Source organism: Novacetimonas maltaceti (assembly GCF_002906255.1).
Classification (GTDB): Bacteria; Pseudomonadota; Alphaproteobacteria; order Acetobacterales; family Acetobacteraceae; genus Novacetimonas; species Novacetimonas maltaceti.
In genome coordinates, this window is the sequence record NZ_POTC01000036.1 from 1 (window position 1) to 18,522 (window position 18,522).

The following is an 18,522-nucleotide window of genomic DNA, read 5'->3' on the forward strand; positions in this document are numbered from 1 at the left end:
AGCGAGAGACAACTCCCAATCTGCTCAAAACGCAGACTGGACGCCATCGCAAAAACCGTCAATCAAATCGCCAAAACCCAGAAATTACCGGCCAAGCACATCAATCAAGGGTTCTTCGATCCCTCCATGTTCCGCGTGCTTTAGGTACCACTGCGTCATCTGGTGCGACTTCTGCCTGAAAGCGGGGTCATGTCTTCTTCCTGACGCATATCGCAGGGGGAAGGCGATCTTGTATGGTAATTATGCCGGCATGTCATGGATATCTTGTATCCGGGGCAAAGGTTTTACGTGCCGATGGAACACGCAATAAAGAAAAGATTTCCCGTGTCATGGGTCCTGCCCGGTGCGTAAGGTTTTCAGCATGCCGGAACCATCCCCGTTTCATGCAGGCCTATTCATATAGGCGTCAGCACATATCCTCGATGATGGCTGGTGCGCCTGCAGTATAGGTCCTGATTGTTTCCTTTCTTTATTCTTGAATTGATAACAGGGCGTTACTTCATTCCTCCATGGTTGCCGGCGGCATTTCCCGTGCAGGAATGGTGTGGAAAATGCCCGGCCCGGCCGCCTGCCGGGGTGCCGTCCCGCAAACCTATGGAAAATAATTTTTTAGGGGAGTATGAGTGGGGGCGGTTCCAACTGACTTGACGCATCGGAAAGATCAGGGGTAGCGGAATAGAGCGGCCGTTGAAGTGTGATGACGGCATTCGGATAAATATTGAGAGAATAAGAACCCATAGCATGCCCACAGCTTTGATCACAGGAATTACAGGCCAGGACGGTGCGTACCTCAGCAAGCTCCTGCTTCAGAAGGGCTATCGCGTTGTCGGACTGTTACGTCGCTCCGCCTCGGCCGATGTCGTCGGGGAGCGTCTGCGCTGGCTGGGTATCCGCGATGAGGTTGAACTGGTTGATGGCAACATCACCGACCTCTCCTCACTGATCCGGATCGTCGAGACCATCAAGCCGGACGAGGTCTACAACCTCGCCGCGCAGAGTTTTGTCGGTTCTTCATGGCAGCAGCCCATCCTGACGGGCAATGTCACAGGGATGGGCACCACCAACATCCTTGAGGCCGTGCGCATCGTCAAGAAGGACGCGCGTTTCTACCAGGCGTCCTCCTCGGAAATGTATGGCCTGATCCAGGAGCCGATGCAGTCCGAAAAGACGCCTTTCTATCCGCGTTCCCCCTATGCGGTGGCCAAGCTGTATGCGCACTGGATGACGGTGAACTATCGTGAGAGCTTCGGCATCCACGCATCGTCTGGTATCCTGTTCAATCATGAAAGCCCCCTGCGCGGGATCGAATTCGTGACGCGCAAGGTGACGGACGGTGTCGCCCGCATCAAGCTGGGACTGGCGTCGAAGCTGCAGTTGGGCAATCTGGACGCAACCCGCGACTGGGGCTATGCGCCGGATTATGTCAATGCGATGTACCTGATGCTGCAGCAGGAAAAGCCCGACGATTATGTGATCGCGACGGGGCGCACCACCAGTATCCGTGATTTCTGCAAGATCGCATTTTCCTATGCCGGGCTGAATTACGAAGACCATGTGGTGACGAGTTCCGACCTGTTCCGTCCCGCCGAGGTCGAGGTCCTGCTTGGCGATGCCAGCAAGGCGCGCAAGAAGCTGAACTGGGCGCCGACCGTGACCCTTGAAGAAATGGTCGCTGAAATGATCGAGGCTGATCTGGCGCGTCATCGCAATGAGAAACAGGCTTGATCGGAATCTGACGGATGCGCGTTCTGATTACGGGCCAGAATGGTTTTGTCGGCCGGCATTTTCAGGCGCGCCTTCAAAAGCGGTTTCCCACGGCTGAAGTCCTTCCCAATATCGGGGATATCACGAATGCGGAGGCAGTTGATCAGGCGGTGCAGCAGCATCGCCCTGACATCTGTGTCCATCTGGCGGCCGTTTCCGCAATCGGGACGGCACGCCGCGATCCGGCACATGCGTGGCGGGTAAACCTGCATGGCACGTTGCATGTGGGAAATGCCCTGTTGCGGCATGCGCCGGAGTGCCTGTTCATCTTTGCCTCCACTTCCGAAGTTTACGGAAAGAGCTTCGCATCGGGCGTTCCCCTTGATGAAGGGGGCGTGCTGGCGCCCATGAACACCTATGCCGCGACGAAAGCTGCGGCCGACCTTGCGCTTGGGGCATTGGCGCCTGAGGGGCTGCGTGTCGCGCGGATGCGTCCCTTCAACCATACGGGGCCGGGCCAGACGCCAAACTTTGTCGTTTCCAGCTTTGCCGAGCAGGTTGTCAGGATATCGCGCGGATTGCAGTCCCCGGTCATCCGGGTCGGTAACCTGAATGCTGTGCGTGATTTCCTGGATGTCAGGGACGTATGTGATGCGTATCTTGATGCGGTTGCGATGAATGGGAACCTGGAAAGCGGGAGCATCTTCAATCTGTGTTCCGGCAACCCGCGTTCCATAAAATCAATACTGGAAGACCTGATCGGTATCGAGGGAATAAAGGCAGAAATCGTCGTTGACCCGGAGCGGTTTCGTGCAGTGGATATTCCTGCTGCGAACGGCAGGGCAGATGCGGCGCGGCAGGTATTGAAATGGGAACCGGTCATTCCGTGGTCCCAGACCCTGCGTGACATCCTGACGGACTGGCATCGGCGTTTCGATCAGGACCCCGAACTCTCACGGAAACAGTAAGGGACGGCCCAAGACAGCTGTTCCGGTAATATCCGGCGTCCCCATGCTCAAAAATGGGGGGCGTCGGAACCTGTTTGAAAAATCTTCATGCAGGCTGTTCTTTGACAGCAGGCTTCTACAGCCTCCGGTTCCTTCAGTTGGCGATGCAGGTATAGACGATCATGTAACGCTGGGTATTGGCCAGCCTGGATCTGTTGGACCAGTTGAACCCGGCATGTGTGGTGTCGATCGCGCTGATCGTCAGGTTGGCGTCAGTCCATCCGGACTGGGGGGCGCTGTTTTCTGGATTGGCTGTGCATGCCCAGAAATGCGCCGCTGGATGCGGGAATGTCAGTGTGACCGTTCCTGTGGACTTTGCCGCTTCTGCCGGTTGCAGGGCGATCATGCCACTGAAACTCGTGCTACCTTCCCGCAGGGTGCATTGGCCCGACCCAAGCCCGCTGCATGAACCGATTTCCGGTGCCCGTGTATGGAGGGTCGTGCCGTCAAGCCGGAGCAGGCCGTCAATATCAGGGTTTACCTTGTCAAACCTGTTTGCCGTGGCAACGATATTGGTTCCGTAATTACCCGTCATGGAAAAAGGACTGGAGGAATTGGTGGAAACATTTCCCGTGACAGTAATGGCACCAGAATTTCCGCTGACATCTATGGGATTGTAAAGGTTGGAAAAAGTGTTCCCGACAAGGGTGGTGGTCAATGCGGAGGGAACAAAGATGCCCCTGTGGTTGGCATCCATGTGGACAGTCTGGAGGGTATTTCCGATTAATGTCAGCCTGAGATTGGGCGTATCTTCTGTCTTCAGCCAGTAATAAGGCAGGTTCGTGCTGCTCAATCCATAATATCCGGGGCCGGTGACATTCGTGACCGCGATTTCGTTCCAGTTTTTTCCGGTCACGTTGACGAAATCACCCTGCACCTGTTCAAGCTGACCGCTGATATCCACATTCCCCGCACAGTCGCTGGAGGGCGCGCCAAGGTCGAATACCGGATAATGATCGGATCGATCCCCTAGGAACTTATAAGAATAGTATTTGCCGGTGATACGGTCACTGACGACACATGCGCCATCATTCATCTTCAGGACAGTGGGCACGGCGTCCCATATCAGATTGAGATCACTCTCGCTGAAGACACCCGTTCCTTCAACCAGCACGCCGTAACGGTATCCGAATACCAGGCTGTCGGAGACGAGCAGGCCCAGTACTTCGGTCTTGCTGTGTCTCGTGCTGCCGTTTCCGTTGCCGGATACATGAAGGAATGCCCCGTGTTCACCTGTCCATTTGCCTAGGTTCTTGTGGTTGTACAACCCTGCGAACTGGAAGAGGTTGATATCAATGTTCGAACCGGAAACCGTGATGACTTCGGGGATATTCGCAAGGTCGAACCAGTAGCGGACGGCATATCCATAGGTATTGGTCAGATGGATATTGCCCAGAACATCATCCACCAGCGTGTTTGAAAGGAAGTCATAGGCATTGACAACCCGCAGGTTCAGGAGGTCCACATTGACCATCTGCTGTCCTCGCGGTTCGGTAAAAAGCGGCGGATAGGCAATGGGCGTGGCGTTGAGTCCGTTCTGATTGGGCCAGTAGAAGTTGCAGTCGCGGATGCGCACCCCGTTCTGGAGTGTAAAAGGCTGCACGGTGGTGGAGGTGATGAAGAAGGTGCTTCCCTGCGCGCCATAGGAATCCCCATTGGCGTTGGCATCCACCGACCCGGCAGTGCAGGTCAGGGACATGCGGTCCAGGGCAACTGTCTGCGCGCCGGTAATGGCGATCTTGCCGCCGGGGACAAGGAGGCCCGAATGATTGGCCCGTGCCCAGGCCGCCGCGTGGTTCAGCGCCACATCGGCGCTTGTCACGCCATCCATGACAATGCCCCATTCACGGATATCCGCGCCCATCGTGCCAAATTGCGCAATCCAGCATCTGCCATCACGGCTTGGGACCTGCGCGCCCCCGTCACCTGCACCGTTATTCAGGCTGCAGGGGGAATTGCTGGCGGTATAGGCAAGGGGCGGGGCATCTCCCGCATTGGCGAAATGATCGCGTACCACATGCTGTGCCGAAGCAGGCAGGGCATGCAGGGCGGCATTGTCCGGCACATGCATCTCTGCCGACCCGACCGTCTGTGCCGATGACAGGTGGGGAGGCAACATAAGGGCCAGAAGTAAAAAATAAAGTAATTTCATCTGAAATATCATTATTATGGCATGGCAGAAGATGCGATATTGGGATGATGCTCCGTTTGTGTGGTGGTTTCAAGGGTTTGGGACATCTCCCGATACCCGGTAACGATAATGGATGAACGTGGGTTGCCCGGAAGATATGACAACGATTTTCTTGTCGGAGCAGCAGGGAGGAAATATTTCCTCCATTTTCCTAAAAAATAAATATGAAAGTGATCTGTAATAATAATCGGAAAATATGATTGAATTACATAAATAAAAATACATAAATCTGGATTTAATATATCCCCTTGTGGGCCACATACCGATCGTGAGGAGTATGGCCCAGATGCTGCCGCTGGCAGCCATACAGGGAAAATCCTGCAATCCGGGGGTAAAGACCGGGTTTTCCGGTCATATCGGCGGCGATATCCAATCCGCGTGTCGCAGGTGCTGCGTGCCGGGATAGGCTGGATTACGCATTTTACCAGAACCGCATGGAAGAGGGCCTCTTTTCGACCTGTCCGGCGCGTGATGTCGTGACATTCAGGGCGATGGGTCTCTTTCTCTCGACCGTCTTGTCTGGTTTTGCGGGGAGGCCGGGACACTGCACCGCATGTTTTTTTGGATTGCGTGGCTTTCTGGCCGTCAGAAATTTTCAGGGAGGGACGGGAGAGCCGCATTTCCCCAAGAAACTTCATTAAAGTACTGAGATGTTTCAATATTTTTTTGGCATGTTCCGCAGCGGACCGTAACGTATGTTTACGTTATGTCATCAGGGGAAACGGTCTGTATCGGCTTGTTGCGGGCGAACGGACGGGATCGGCCAATTGCCCTTGGTGGAATAGGTGTGTAATCCATTCGATGCCTTACTGAATATATTAACATACATGTGGCAGATGACAGCATGAAAATTCTTCTGACAGGCGGATGCGGGTTCATTGGATCAGCGGTCGTGCGCCGTCTGATAGGCGCTACAGGCCATTCAGTGGTGAATGTTGACTGCATGACCTATGCCGCGACCACGGCCTCCACGGCGTCCGTGTCATCTGACCCACGATATGTCCATATCCGCGCGGACATTACCGATGGTGCCGCCATGCGGGACATCTTCGCCACCCACCGGCCCGACGCGGTCATGCACCTTGCGGCGGAAAGCCATGTTGACCGGTCGATCGACCGGCCAGTGACATTCGTGCGCACCAATGTGGAAGGGACATTCACGCTGCTTGATGCGGCGCGGCAGTACTGGTCGACGCTGGATGCACACAGGCGCGAGGCATTCCGCTTCCATCATATTTCCACGGACGAGGTGTTCGGTTCCCTCCAGCCGGGCGATCCCGCCTTTACGGAGACGACCCCCTACGATCCGCGCAGCCCCTATTCGGCGACCAAGGCCGCGTCCGACCATCTGGTGCGGGCATGGCAGCATACCTATGGCCTGCCGACATTCGTCACGAATACAACCAACAATTACGGTTTCTGGCATTTCCCGGAGAAGCTGATCCCGCTGGTCACGATCAATGCGATCGAAGGACGGCCCCTGCCGGTCTATGGCAACGGCACGAATGTCCGCGACTGGCTGTTTGTGGATGACCATGCCGAAGCGCTTGTCCTTGCCGTCGAACGCGGCCGTCCGGGGGAAACCTATGCCATCGGTGCCCGGCAACCCCGCCGCAATATCGACGTTGTGCGCACGATCTGCCGCGTTCTTGATGAAGAATGCCCCGATCCTGCCGGTTCGCGTGAACGGCTGATCCATTACGTGACCGATCGGCCGGGGCATGATTTCCGTTATGAAATCGACCCATCCCATGCCGAGGCCGCACTGGGGTGGAAGGCCCGCCATGATTTCGACGCCGGAATCCGCAGCACGGTCCGCTGGTATCTGCAACACCGTGAGTGGTGGGAGGAAATCCGCAACCGGCAGTATGCGGGAGAGCGCCTGGGCACCACGTCGAAAATAGGTAATGCGGCATGAAGGGCATCCGGCCTTTCCCGACGCCCGTTCCTGCCCGTGCCCCGGCGGCATGGTGGCCGGCCGGAACGCGGCGCGGGGAAGGGGCCTGCATGCCTGCCAGAGGAGTGATTGCGTGAAGATTGAACGGCTTGATATCCCCGATATCGTCCTGATTACCCCCCCACGTTTCGGCGATGACCGGGGCTTTTTCTCCGAAACCTACAATGCGCCCCGCATGGCAGAGGCCGGTATCGACGCGGTCTTCGTGCAGGATAACCAGAGCCTGTCGCGGCGGCGCGGTGTGGTGCGTGGCCTGCATTGCCAGTTGGCGCCCCATCCGCAGGGCAAGCTGGTGCGTTGCACGCGGGGCGCCATCTGGGATGTCGCGGTTGACGCACGGCAGGGTTCGCCCACGTTCGGCAAATGGGTGGCAGCGGAACTGTCGGAGGAGAACTGGTCGCAGCTGTGGATCCCCGCCGGGTTCCTGCACGGGTTCTGCACCCTCACCGACAATGCGGAGGTGCAGTATAAATGCACGGATGTCTGGCACCGTGAAACGGAGCGTTCCGTGCGCTGGGATTCCCCCGAACTCGGGATCACATGGCCGGTTGCGGCGGATGAAGCCGTCCTGTCGGACAAGGATGCGGCGGCCCCGGCATTTTCGGTCGTGAAGGACTGGTTCTGATGCGCCTGCCAAAGGATGGCCCGATCATGGTGGTGGGGCGTAGCGGACAGGTCGCGACCGCCCTGGCCAGGTCAGGTAATCCGCGTATCCGCTGCGTGGGGCGGCCGGACCTCGATTTTGACCGGCCGGAGACCGTCACGGCCGCGATGGAAGCGATCAACCCGGTAATGGTTGTCAACGCGGCGGCATGGACCGCCGTGGATGCCGCAGAAGACCATGTCGAGGCCGCCACCCGCGCCAATCGCGATGGTCCGGCCCTGCTGGCCCGACTGTGCGCGCAGCGCGACATCCCGCTGGTCCATATCTCGACCGATTATGTGTTCGATGGCCGCAAGGGCAGTCCCTATGTGGAAAGTGACCCGACCTGCCCGCGGACCGTATATGGCCGTACGAAGCGTGAGGGAGAGGAAGCCGTCCTGGCCGCGCATGCGCGTGCGATCATCCTGCGGACGGCATGGGTCTATTCCGCGCACGGGAAGAACTTCGTAAAAACCATGTTGAATGCTGGTGAAAAGCACCCGACGCTGCGGGTTGTGGGCGACCAGCATGGCAACCCGACATCCGCCACCGACCTGGCCGACGCGATCCTGAAGATCGTCGCCTGTCTGGAAAGCCGGGACTGGTCGGAAGATATGGCCGGGATCTATCATGCCGCAGGCACGGGGGATGCGACGTGGCATGAACTGGCGCGCGTTACTTTACACGAAGCCGCCCGGCACGGGCGTCCCATGCCTGAAATCCTGTCCATCACGACTGCTGACTGGCCCACGCCTGCCGAACGGCCAGCGGACTCCCGCCTGGCGTGTGACAGGCTGTCCACAGTTTTTGGCATCCGGCTTCCGGAATGGCGGCAGAGCGTTGCGCGCACCGTGACAGAGATCCTCGGCCCCACGGTATCGTAAAGGTAGTATGGATGGCTGTTCCACACCCGGAAGTGTGTGGGCCTGATTTTCCATAGTATTAAAAGAACATGGTTCCATGGCACCGGTTGCCGGAGGGAAGCGGTCGTCTGGCTGGGCCTGCTTCCCGCTTCCCGATCCTGGTGATGCGGGAGGATTGAATAAATCCAGTCCTGATCATGACAAAACCTGAGGTTGGCATGTCGTCCGCCTATATTTCATCATCATGAAAATGCCCTGAAACCAGTGCTTTACCAACCTGGGCGTGGACCTGCGCAGGTCAGGAAACATGGGTTCCGGCATTATTTATAGAGTATATGTGGGGGCATTATGCTGATTGAATTGGCATAAAATGCAACTGTAGTGCTCAACCACCAAATAAGGAATGGTGCGTCATTATAGCGTATTATGAAAAACTGATGATTTAATCTGTCTTGTGGTTGCGAAAAAAATCTATATCGTTAAAGATATTAAAATCATACAACATAAAATAATCCAACCTCGAGACCCTTATGAACCTGCAAGCTTCCAGATCCGTCTCTGCTGTTTCTGATGCCGCTACCAGGCAGCCGCGCACGGCAGTTTTTACGATATGCTCGAATAATTACCTGCCGGGCGCACGTGTGCTGATGAAGTCGCTGGCCAGGTTCCATCCGGATTTCAGCCTTTTTGTCGGACTGGCGGATACCCGCGACCCCATGCCGGGCCTGTATGACGGCCCCTTCGAAGTGGTCGCGGCGGATGAAATCGGAATCCCGGGTTTCAAGAACTTTGCCTTTTCTTATGACATCATGGAATTCAATACGGCCATAAAGCCGTTCATGTTTGGATACCTGTTTGAAAAGATGGGGTTCGATCGGGTCATTTACTTTGACCCGGACATCCTGCTCTTCGCCCCGCTGGACCCCATTATCAACGCATTCGACACGGGGGCCTCGTTCGTCCTGACCCCGCATCTGCGTGAACCGGCGGAAGGTGGGAGCGATCCCGACGACATCGCGATCATGCGGGCGGGTATTTACAATCTCGGCTTCCTTGGTGCCTCCCGCCCACTGGAAAGCCTGCCCCTGATCCACTGGTGGCAGCGTCGCCTTTACCGGCATTGCATCAATGCGCAGGACAAGGGCATTTTCGTTGACCAGAAATTCATGGACCTGATCCCAGGTTTTGCGGACAACTGCAGGATCCTGCGTCATCCCGGGCTGAATCTGGCATACTGGAACCTTGGCCATACCGAGTTGGGATATGACGGGGATGACGGGAAATGGACCGCGAATGGCCTGCCGCTCATCTTCTTTCATTTCAGTGGTTTCGATATCCGCAAACCCGGTGCCCTGACGAAGCATTCGCGCAATTTCCGCGCACCGCACGAACCCGCGCTGGCGGCATTGCTCAACCATTACGCCAACCAGATGTGGGGGGCCGGTTTCGGAACGATCCCGGCCGGTACGTTTGCCTATGGCCGGTTTGCATCAGGCGCGCAGGTCCCGATGCTGGCGCGCAGGATGTTTCGTGAAACGACCCCCGACTGGCCGACCGATCCGTTCACGACATACGAAGCCTATCTTCAGCAGGCGGCGCCGGATACCAATCGGGAAAACCCGTGCACCATCATATCGAATTTCCAGGCATGGCTGCGGGAGCATTTCCCCAACCTGAGACAGCATCTCGACCTGCGTCGGGCCCATGATGCGTGGGTCATGACGGATTGGTATGTCAATCATTTCGCACGCGAACAGGGGATCGACCTGCGCCTGATCGAACCGGTCGCGCAGCGCCTTGGCAACCGTCCCCCCGCCCTGTCCCATGTGCCCGAAGAGTCATGGTCCCGTAGCGATGTAACGGTGGTGGGCTACCTCAAGACCATCAGTGGCGTCGGCATGGTGGCGCGACATGTGCTTTCGTCCCTTGTCGACAGTCCGCTTGAGGTGGATGGGTTCGATGTCGCCCTTGGTGTCGTATCGGACCGTTCCGAAGAGAGCCTTGATGCCCACCTGTCGAAGAAGATCGATGGCCGGGTCCAGATTTTCGCAAGCATCAACGCCGACCAACTGCCAATTGTCCTTGAGTCCGTAAAGCCGCAGATGAAGCCCGGCTATCGTATCGGCATGCCGGCATGGGAACTGGAAAAGTTTCCCGATGCCTGGGTCGGTTCGTTCGACGGGGTGGATGAACTCTGGGCGATGAGCAAATGGGTGCAGCGCATGCTGGCGGGACGGGTGGACAAGCCTGTTATCTACATGCCGGTTCCCCTCGCCCTTGAAGCGCCCGATACGACCGGGGTCAGGGAGAAATTCTGCCTGCCGGAAGACAGCTTCCTGTTCTATACTTCGTTTGACTTCCTGTCTTTCATCGAGCGTAAGAACCCCGAAGCCGTTGTCGCGGCCTTCAAGGAATGTCGCCGCCTGATTGGCAAGGACAGGCATGTCGCGCTTGTCATCAAGACCCTGAATGCCTCCTTTGCCAAAGGCAAGGCAGAGGCGCTGTACCAGTTGGTCGAGGAAGATCCCGACATCATCCTGCTTGATGGCGTCCTGAGCCGTCAGGAAACGCTGGAACTGATGGCGGCATGCGACTGCGTGGTCTCGCTGCATCGTTGCGAGGGGCTGGGCTTCCTGGTGGCGGAGGGCATGGCGCTGGGTAAACCCGTCATTGCAACCGACTATTCCGCCACGACCGACCTGCTGGACGAGAATACCGGATATCCCGTCAATTTCCGTTATGTCCCTGTCAAGGCTGGTGAATACCCGATGGCGGAAGGCCAGCGCTGGGCGGACCCGGATGTTGTCCATGCCACCTGGATCATGCACGAAATCGTTTCAGACCCGGAGGCCGCGGCCCGCAAGGGGGCGGCAGCCAAGAAGATGATTGACACGCATTTCAATGTCGATGTCATAAGGACGCGCCAGCTGGCACGCCTCAAGACTCTGGGGGTGACGACATATGGCCAGGAATAATGGAAATGTTGCCGCCCCTGCGCGTCAGGGGCGGGGCAGGACCCTCGACAGGGCGCGCAACGCCGCCAACACAGTAGCCGGGAATGGACAGGATAGAATGACTCTCAAGGATGATGAGATTGCCTCCCTTCAGAAGAATCTGGAGGAGGAGCGTCACAATCTGAAGTTCAAGGAGAACATGATCCAGAGCCTGCGTAAAAGTCTGCGCAAGACGCAGATGATCTGTGATCGATATGCTGAAGAACTGGAAGCGGCGAGCGTGGAGCGGCGGGAATTGCTCAAGCTGAAAAAATACGATGGATATGCGGAAGAACTTGAAACGGCGCGGGCAGAGCGTGAGGAACTGCTCAAGCTGAAAGAGAACGTGATGAAGCTGGAAAACCGTACGGATGTTCCCCTGAAATTCAGGATCCTTTTCGGAAAGGCCGAGAATCCGCAGCCGATTGTTGGCACGTTCGAAAAATTGGCCGACAAGAGGCAGCTTTTCCTTGCCCGCAAGGCCGCCAGGAAAAAGAAATGGGCCAAGGCGGAAAAGTATTACGCGGATATGCTGAAAAGATATCTCAATCGTCCGCGCATCCTTGTCCAGTATGGGCATGTGCTTAAGGAACAGGGCCTTCATGACGCGGCATTTGCGGCTTATGCGCAGGCGCTCAAGCTTGATCCCGGCAATGGTGAACTGCAACAGCATGTGGAACACCTGCGCCATCTGCGTTCCTGATCATGATCCGCAGGTGATGTTCCCAAAGCCTGCGGTTCCGCTACTGCCCTGAGCATTCTCGACCCAGCCCCGCTGCCCGGTCCGGGCGGCAGGGCGGGGTGAGGCGTGATGCCACGCCCCTGAAGGCCCCACGTGGCCCCCTGCTTTTCAAAAGGGCTTTCCCCATCGTATCGGACGGCACAAGCCAGTCCGGGCGCATGTCCTCATGCCACCGGGTGTTGGCCATCAGGTCCATCTTTGTCCGATACGGCATCCCGGCCGGAATCAGGCTCCTGCATCAAGGGCCAGTCTGTGGCGCCTGCATGGGACATCACGGTGGGCGGCAGTATCACCATTTCACACATGACTGTTGTGCCAGAGGCCTGATGGCGGTGCCAATGCCCGCACAGGCCAGTCAGAGACTGGCGGGCAGGGATCCCCATACAGCCTGCAGTCCGCTCCTTGTCCTGCCAGCAGCGGGCAGGGACATGTGACCGCATTGGCATGGCATATACCGGCATCACGCCAGTAACCGGGCCGGTTCATGTCCAGACCCTGCAGGATCATCAGATGGATAAGTTTTTAAGGAAAGTGGCGCACCCGAAAGGACTCGAACCTCTAACCCCCAGATTCGTAGTCTGGTGCTCTATCCAGTTGAGCTACGGGTGCGCTGTGAGGCGGCTTTTAACCCGACCTCACCGGGGCCGCAACCCCCTTTTTTCATTTTTATGCCTTGATCGGATTATTTTTTTGCCGGAGCCGCCGGACCATGCGTTTGCTCCACGCCCGCAGCCGGTCAAGGTAGATATAGATGACCGGCGTGGTGTAGAGCGTCAGTAGCTGGCTCATCGCCAGCCCCCCCACTACCGCGATGCCCAGCGGACGGCGCAGTTCGATGCCATAGCCGTCGCTGATGATCAGCGGGACCGCCCCGAACGCCGCCGCCAGTGTGGTCATGACGATGGGGCGGAAGCGTTTGACGCAGGCCTCCCGGATGGCGGCTTCGGGCAGCATGCCGCCATCGCGTTCGGCATGCAGGGCGAAATCCACCATCAGGATGGCGTTCTTCTTCACGATCCCCACCAGCAGGATCATGCCGATCATCGCGATCAGGGAGAACTCCTGCCCCGTCAGCCACAGCGCCAGCACCGCCCCCACGGCCGCCGACGGCAGGGTGGACAGGATCGTCAGCGGATGGATGTAGCTTTCATACAGGATGCCCAGCGTGACGTACATCGTCATCAGCGCCGCGATGAAGATCAGCACCTCGTTGACGAGGGCCTTCTGGAACTCGGCCGCCTGTCCCGAAAACCCGCCTTGGATGGAGGCGGGCATATGCAGCCTGACCATGGTCGTGCGGATCTCATCACTCGCATCGCTCAGCGCCTTGCCGGGGGCGAGGTTGAAGGAAATCGCGGCGGAGACGAACCCGTCGCGGTGGGACACCGTGATCGCGGTAGGATGGCGCTCCAGCTTCGCCACAACCGAGAGCGGGACCATCGTCTCGCTGCTTGACGACACGGCCGAGCCGTTCGACGCCCCGTTACCCCCCGCGAGTTTGTTGGCGATGGAGTTGCGGAAGGACTGTTCGCTCAGTTGCGTTTCCTTGCTGGCGGTGCCGCTCGGGTCGGTGACGCGCACCGTGTTGGACACCGTCCCGCCCCCTGCCGTGCCACCCGCCGTGGACAGGCGGAAGGCCGACAGGATGTCCGGCGTGGTGCGGAACCGGTCCTCCACCTGCATGACGACATGGTAGGTCGTCAGCGGCGTGGAGATGTTGGAGGCCGAACGCTGCCCGAACGCATCATAAAGCGTGTTGCTGACCAGTTGCGGTGTAATCAGGTAACGCGCGGCGGCGTCACGCACGATGTTGGCATGCACGGCCGCGCCATTGTTCATGACATCGGTGGTCACGTCCTTGAGCACCGGGTCATCGCGCAGTGTCGCCGTCAGGCGTGGCACCCAGGTGTAGATGTCATCGGCATTGTCGCTGGTCAGGATATAGCGGTAGGCCCCTTCCTTCTGCCGGCCGCCGCCGCCGCTGATGTCGCCTGCGGAAAACATCGACAGGTCCAGCCCCGTCACGTTGCGGATGCGGTCGTGGATGCGCGCGATCATCTGGTCCGGGCCATCGCGGCGTTCAGTCAGGTCGATCATCTGCGCGAAGGCCTGCCCCTCGACATTGGAATCGCCGGAGAAGGCAAGGACATCCTGCGTGTCCTGGTCCGCCATCATGGCCTGGCTGATCTGGCGGATCTTGTCGGTCAGGACCGGAAAAGACGTGGTCTGGTCGGTGCGGAAAAAGCTCATGATCAGGGCGACGTCTTCCTTGGGCAGGATGCCCTTGGGCATGATGACCAGCACGCCGATCATGAGGAAGAAACTCGCCGGAAGCGTCAGCGCCGTCAGCACATGATGGCGCAGCGCCCATTCGAGCGAGCGCTCATACACCCGCAGCACCATGGAAAACAGGTGTTCAAATCCGTCCGAACAGGCCCGTATCCCACGCTGCCACAGGGGCGCGGTTGGCGGCAGGGGAGTATCGTGGCTGACCTCCAGCATCAGGCTGCACATCATCGGCGTCAGGCTGAGCGAGAGGAACAGCGAGACGACGACCGTGATCGCCAGTGTCATGGAAAACTCGAAAAACACCTTACCCGCCGTGCCGTTCATCAGCAGCAGCGGCAGGAACACCGCAACCAGCGAGATGGTGATCGACAGCACGGTGAAGGCGATTTCGCGCGATCCCAGCAGGGTGGCCTCCATGCGGCCCATCCCGGCCTCCATGTGGCGCGCGATGTTCTCCAGCACGACGATCGCGTCATCCACCACAAACCCGGTCGCAATCGTCAGCGCCATCAGCGACAGGATATCGAGCGAGAAGCCGAACAGGTACATCACCGCCAGCGTCCCCGCGAGCGAGATGGGCACCGTGATCGCCGGGATGAGGGTGGAGCGCGGCGAGCGCAGGAAGAACAGAACCACCAGCACCACAAGGGCCACGGAAATGACCAGCGTCCATTGCGTATCGGCCAGCGAGGCGCGGATCGTCACCGAACGGTCCATTGCGGGCGTCAGCGTGATGCCCTGCGGCAGGGCCGCGCGCAGTGTGGGAACGCGTTCCTTGATCTGGTCGATCACCCGGATGACGTTGGCCCCGGCCTTGGGCCGCACGATGGCCATGACGGCGGGATGGCCGTTGAAGAAGCCCACCTTGTGGTCGTTTTCCACCCCGTCATGCACCTTGGCCACATCCGACAGGCGCACCGGCCGCCCGCTGCGATAGCCGATGACGAGGTTGCGGTACTGCGCTGCATCGCGCGCCTGGTCATTGGTGGCCAGCGTGTAGCGCGTCGGCCCGTTCTGGATGAAGCCCTTGGGCGTGTTGGCATTGGCGGAGGCAAGGGCGGAGCGGATGTCCTCGAACCCCAGCCCGTATTTGAACAGGGGGAAGGGATTGATGTCCACGCGCACGGCGGGGGCGGAACTGCCGACGATGTCGATCCAGCCCACGCCCTGGATCTGTGACAGCAGCGGCTGCAGGCGCGTCTTGGCGATGTCATACAGGCGCGAGACCGGCTGCGTGTCCGATGTCAGCGCAAGGATGATGATCGGGTTGTCCGACGGGTTCGCCTTCCAGTATTCGGGCTGCGACCGCAGGGTGGCGGGCATGTCCGCGCGCGCGGCCCGCAGGGCGGCCTCCACGTCGTTGGCGGCCGCATCGACATTCACCCCGTCATTGAAGGTCAGCAGGATGAAGGCGGAATCCTGGTTGGAATCCGACTCGATCTGGTTGATGCCTGCAATCTGGCCCAGCCTGCGCTCCAGCGGCGTCGTGACCGAACTTGCCATCTGCTGCGGGGAGGCTCCGGGCTGTGTCGCCTCCACATAGATGATGGGGACGGAAATGTTCGGAAGGTCCCCCACCGGCAGGATGCGGTAGGCGAAGATCCCCGCCAGCAGCAGCGCCAGCGACACCAGCGTCGTGGCCACCGGGCGCAGGATGAAGACGCGGCACAGGTTCATGCAGCGTCCGTTCTGTAGCTGGAATGATCAGCGGCAGCGCCGGGCGGCAGCAGGCCTGTCCCGCGTCGCATGGGGGTGGGTTTCATATTCGCAGAATACTCTTCGCCTGATAAAACATCGAAAACCCGGCGCCCCGCCGGACCGGACCATGGACCACTGAGCAAGGATTCAAGCCAATGACCACGACGCGCGCGCCTGTGCCATCCTCCTGTCCCCCGGTGCCGCGTCGTGGGGTATGCCTTGTCATCTCCGCCCCATCGGGGGCCGGGAAATCCACCATTGCCAATGCGTTGCGTGCATCCGAACCCCAGTTGCTGCATTCCGTGTCCGTCACCACCCGCCAGCCCCGTCCGGGTGAGACGGATGGTGTCCATTATCACTTTCGCACCATGGAACGTTTCACGCAAATGGCCGAAGCGGGCGAACTTCTGGAATGGGCGACCGTTTTCGGCCGGGGCTATGGCACGCCGCGCGCGCCGGTGGAACAGGCATTGGCGGAGGGACGCGACATGGTGTTCGACATCGACTGGCAGGGGCATCGCCAGATCCGCAAGGCGCTGCCTGATGACGTGATCGGCCTGTTCGTGCTGCCCCCCTCCATCGAGGAGCTGGAGCGGCGCCTGCATGGCCGCGGCTCTGACGAGAAGGAGGAGATCGAACGCCGCATGCAGGCCGCCCGTGACGAGATTTCGCACTGGAACGAATTCGACCATGTGATCGTCAATGCCGACCTCGACACCGCCATAGCACAGGCGCGCGCGGTTCTGGTGGCGGCCCGGCTGGAACGCCACCGGCAGTATGGCCTCGCCGACCTTGTCACCAGCTTCGGGGTCTGATGTCATCATTTTGCCTGTCTGTTCCCCTCCTGCTCTGCCGCGATGTCGGATAGAATGGACCCCGTGAATACGATCAATCCCTCCCCCGACGAGTCCCGCGCCTCTGGTTCCCTGATCGGGATTTCCCAGCGCACCCCCCCCGCCAACCTGCAGGCGGAACAGGCGCTGCTGGGCGCGATCCTGACGAACAACCGCGCCTATGACCGGGTCTCGGACTTCCTGACCGGCGCCCATTTCGCCAACGAGGTGAACGGCGTCATCTACGATGCCATTTCCCGGCGGATCGAGGCCGGGCTGCTGGCCGACCCGGTGACACTCCGCGCGGAGTTCGAGAATTCCGACGTGCTGTCCGCCGTGGGTGGCACGGGCTACCTGCTGAAACTGGCCGGTGCCATGGTCGGCATCATCAACGCTGCCGATTACGGCCGCGCCATCCATGACGCATGGGTGCGCCGCCAGCTGATCGACATTGGCGAGGATGTCGTCAACACCGCGTTCGGCTCCACCACCGGCATGACCGGCGTGGACCAGATCGCGGCCGGGGAGGAAGCGCTGTTCCGCCTTGCCACCGAAAAGGGGCAGGATGGCGGCTTCCTCGCCTTCGACAAGGCGCTGGCCGAGGCGCTCGACGTGGCGGAGCAGGCCTTTACCCGCGCGGGCGACGTGGTCGGCCTGACCACCGGCCTGCGTGACCTCGACAAGAAGACGGGTGGCCTGCATCCCTCTGACCTGCTGATCCTTGCCGGGCGTCCGGCGATGGGCAAGACGGCGCTGGCGACCAAGATCGCCTTCAGCGCCGCGCGCGCCCTGATGCGTGAGGCGCAGGAAGGACCGCCGGGCACACAGCCCAAGGGATCGGTTGCGATCTTCTCGCTTGAAATGTCGGCGGAGCAGCTGGCCACCCGTATCCTGTCCGAGCAGGCCAGCGTATCGGGTGAACGCATACGTCGTGGCGAGATCGGGCAGAAGGAGTTCGACCGCTTCGTGCAGGTCAGCCGCGAACTGTCCCAACTGCCGCTGCATATCGACGACACGCCCGCCATTTCGCTTTCGGCCATGCGCACGCGCTGCCGGCGTCTGGCACGCACCAAGGGGCTGAGCCTTGTGGTGGTTGACTACCTTCAGTTGATGCGTCCGTCGGTCGGCACGCGCCCGGAAAACCGCGTGCTGGAAATCTCCATGATCACGCAGGGGCTCAAGGCGCTGGCGAAGGAACTGTCGGTGCCGGTCATCGCGCTGTCGCAGCTGTCGCGCCAGGTCGAAAGCCGCGAGGACAAGCGCCCGATGCTGTCGGACCTGCGTGAATCCGGCTCCATCGAGCAGGACGCCGATGCGGTCATGTTCGTCTATCGCGACCAGTATTACCTGCAGCAGCGCCAGCCCAAGGAAACGTCCTTCGATTCACAGGACAAGTACCAGACCGCGCTGGAGGAATGGCAGCGCAAGATGGACCTTGCCCATAACCGCGCGGAACTGATCCTTGAAAAGCAGCGTCATGGTCCCACCGGGACAGTGCATCTGTTCTTCGAAGGGGAATTCACGCGGTTCGCGGACCTCGACATGGTCCATGACGGGTGATGGGTTCAAAGAACTTTTTTAAAAAGCTTTGAAAGATGCCGC

The 18,522-nt window shown here is 59.3% G+C and carries 11 protein-coding genes and 1 tRNA gene; 9 read left to right on the forward strand and 3 right to left on the reverse strand.

The window, feature by feature from the left end; all coding sequences use genetic code 11:
• Positions 1–741 precede the first annotated feature (741 nt).
• Both gmd and KMAL_RS11795 read left to right on the forward strand, forming a co-directional pair.
• On the forward strand, positions 742–1,725 hold the full coding sequence (gene gmd / locus KMAL_RS11790) for a GDP-mannose 4,6-dehydratase (RefSeq protein ID WP_110095900.1): 984 nt from the start codon (positions 742–744) through the stop codon (positions 1,723–1,725).
• A gap of 14 nt (positions 1,726–1,739) precedes the next feature.
• Positions 1,740–2,672 (forward strand): GDP-mannose 4,6-dehydratase, encoded by a 933-nt coding sequence (locus tag KMAL_RS11795; RefSeq protein ID WP_110095901.1) that lies wholly within the window; start codon positions 1,740–1,742, stop codon positions 2,670–2,672.
• A gap of 133 nt (positions 2,673–2,805) precedes the next feature.
• On the opposite strand, the gene KMAL_RS11800 is transcribed toward KMAL_RS11795, so the two are convergent.
• Complete coding sequence (locus KMAL_RS11800; RefSeq protein WP_146044212.1) at positions 2,806–4,863, reverse strand: hypothetical protein; 2,058 nt, start codon at positions 4,861–4,863, stop codon at positions 2,806–2,808.
• Between the two features lie 883 nt (positions 4,864–5,746).
• Here KMAL_RS11800 and rfbB point away from each other — a divergent pair.
• The 5 genes from rfbB (at position 5,747) to KMAL_RS11825 (ending at position 12,061) form a co-directional block, all read left to right on the forward strand.
• Positions 5,747–6,820, forward strand: coding sequence for a dTDP-glucose 4,6-dehydratase (rfbB, locus tag KMAL_RS11805; protein WP_110095903.1), 1,074 nt, complete (start codon positions 5,747–5,749; stop codon positions 6,818–6,820).
• A 112-nt stretch (positions 6,821–6,932) separates the two neighbouring features.
• Positions 6,933–7,484 carry a dTDP-4-dehydrorhamnose 3,5-epimerase gene (gene rfbC / locus KMAL_RS11810; protein WP_110095918.1) on the forward strand — a complete coding sequence of 184 codons (552 nt, stop codon included), beginning with the start codon at positions 6,933–6,935 and terminating at the stop codon, positions 7,482–7,484.
• The gene (rfbD, locus tag KMAL_RS11815) at positions 7,484–8,386 is read left to right on the forward strand and encodes a dTDP-4-dehydrorhamnose reductase (protein ID WP_110095904.1); all 903 of its coding nucleotides are present in this window, start codon (positions 7,484–7,486) and stop codon (positions 8,384–8,386) included. Before rfbC ends, rfbD begins: the two co-directional genes overlap by 1 nt.
• Before the next feature lie 626 nt (positions 8,387–9,012).
• Positions 9,013–11,340 carry a glycosyltransferase gene (locus KMAL_RS11820; protein WP_167400151.1) on the forward strand — a complete coding sequence of 776 codons (2,328 nt, stop codon included), beginning with the start codon at positions 9,013–9,015 and terminating at the stop codon, positions 11,338–11,340.
• Positions 11,341–11,437: 97 nt separating this feature from the next.
• Positions 11,438–12,061 carry a hypothetical protein gene (locus KMAL_RS11825; RefSeq protein ID WP_110095906.1) on the forward strand — a complete coding sequence of 208 codons (624 nt, stop codon included), beginning with the start codon at positions 11,438–11,440 and terminating at the stop codon, positions 12,059–12,061.
• A gap of 571 nt (positions 12,062–12,632) precedes the next feature.
• Here the strand turns inward: KMAL_RS11825 and KMAL_RS11830 are convergent.
• Both KMAL_RS11830 and KMAL_RS11835 read right to left on the reverse strand, forming a co-directional pair.
• Positions 12,633–12,709: transfer RNA gene (locus KMAL_RS11830), tRNA-Arg, on the reverse strand.
• A gap of 57 nt (positions 12,710–12,766) precedes the next feature.
• Positions 12,767–16,066 carry an efflux RND transporter permease subunit gene (locus tag KMAL_RS11835; RefSeq protein ID WP_110095907.1) on the reverse strand — a complete coding sequence of 1,100 codons (3,300 nt, stop codon included), beginning with the start codon at positions 16,064–16,066 and terminating at the stop codon, positions 12,767–12,769.
• Positions 16,067–16,242: 176 nt separating this feature from the next.
• Between KMAL_RS11835 and gmk the strand changes: the two genes are divergently transcribed.
• A complete protein-coding gene (gene gmk / locus KMAL_RS11840) occupies positions 16,243–16,902 on the forward strand; it encodes a guanylate kinase (RefSeq protein WP_110095908.1) in 660 nt (219 codons plus the stop codon).
• Positions 16,903–16,956: 54 nt separating this feature from the next.
• On the forward strand, positions 16,957–18,480 hold the full coding sequence (locus tag KMAL_RS11845) for a replicative DNA helicase (RefSeq protein WP_180999813.1): 1,524 nt from the start codon (positions 16,957–16,959) through the stop codon (positions 18,478–18,480).
• Positions 18,481–18,522 lie beyond the last annotated feature (42 nt).

What these genes read in the sequence shown, in the direction of transcription:
- gmd (WP_110095900.1), top strand. Translation starts at nt 742, where the DNA reads ATGCCCACAGCTTTGATCACAGGAATTACAGGCCAGGACGGTGCGTAC.
- KMAL_RS11795 (WP_110095901.1), top strand. Translation starts at nt 1,740, where the DNA reads ATGCGCGTTCTGATTACGGGCCAGAATGGTTTTGTCGGCCGGCATTTT.
- KMAL_RS11800 (WP_146044212.1), bottom strand. Translation starts at nt 4,863, where the DNA reads ATGAAATTACTTTATTTTTTACTTCTGGCCCTTATGTTGCCTCCCCAC.
- rfbB (WP_110095903.1), top strand. Translation starts at nt 5,747, where the DNA reads ATGAAAATTCTTCTGACAGGCGGATGCGGGTTCATTGGATCAGCGGTC.
- rfbD (WP_110095904.1), top strand. Translation starts at nt 7,484, where the DNA reads ATGCGCCTGCCAAAGGATGGCCCGATCATGGTGGTGGGGCGTAGCGGA.
- KMAL_RS11820 (WP_167400151.1), top strand. Translation starts at nt 9,013, where the DNA reads ATGAAGTCGCTGGCCAGGTTCCATCCGGATTTCAGCCTTTTTGTCGGA.
- KMAL_RS11825 (WP_110095906.1), top strand. Translation starts at nt 11,438, where the DNA reads ATGACTCTCAAGGATGATGAGATTGCCTCCCTTCAGAAGAATCTGGAG.
- KMAL_RS11835 (WP_110095907.1), bottom strand. Translation starts at nt 16,066, where the DNA reads ATGAACCTGTGCCGCGTCTTCATCCTGCGCCCGGTGGCCACGACGCTG.
- gmk (WP_110095908.1), top strand. Translation starts at nt 16,243, where the DNA reads ATGACCACGACGCGCGCGCCTGTGCCATCCTCCTGTCCCCCGGTGCCG.
- KMAL_RS11845 (WP_180999813.1), top strand. Translation starts at nt 16,957, where the DNA reads ATGGACCCCGTGAATACGATCAATCCCTCCCCCGACGAGTCCCGCGCC.